At 57.7% G+C, this 555-nt stretch carries 1 protein-coding gene; it reads left to right on the top strand.

Features of this window, described 5'->3' with window-relative positions; genetic code table 11:
• Window positions 1-555, top strand: a 555-nt coding sequence (locus tag ACXJKC_RS21745) for a lipoyl synthase (RefSeq protein WP_456698847.1), incomplete at both ends; no start/stop codon positions are given.

Raw genomic sequence — 555 nt, 5'->3', positions numbered from 1 at the left:
GGGCCGCAAGTTGTTGCGTATCGAGGCCCGTAATGCTGAGACTCCGATCGAGAAGAAGCCTGAGTGGATCAAGACTCGGGCCAAGATGGGGCCGGAGTACAACGAGTTGATGAAGCTCGTYAAGGGTGAGGGTTTGCATACGGTCTGTCAGGAGGCTGGTTGTCCCAATATCTTCGAGTGCTGGGAAGACCGTGAAGCCACGTTCTTGATCGGYGGTGAGCAGTGCACCCGGCGGTGTGATTTYTGTTTGATCGATACCGGTAAACCGGTTGCGATTGATCGTGATGAGCCGCGTCGGGTGGCCGAGTCGGTGCAGAAGATGCAGTTGCGGTACGCCACGATCACCGGKGTSGCCCGTGATGACCAGCCCGATGGTGGTGCCTGGTTGTACGCCGAGACGGTCCGTAAGATCCATGAGTTCAACCCKGAGACGGGTGTGGAGAATCTGATTCCGGACTTCAACGGTGTGCCGGAGTTGTTGGCGCAGGTGTTCGAGTCACGTCCTGAGGTGTTGGCGCACAATGTGGAGACCGTGCCCCGGATCTTCAAACGGAT

The organism is Aeromicrobium sp. P5_D10 (assembly GCF_054049535.1).
This window is presented reverse-complemented; position numbering and strand designations above follow the sequence as displayed.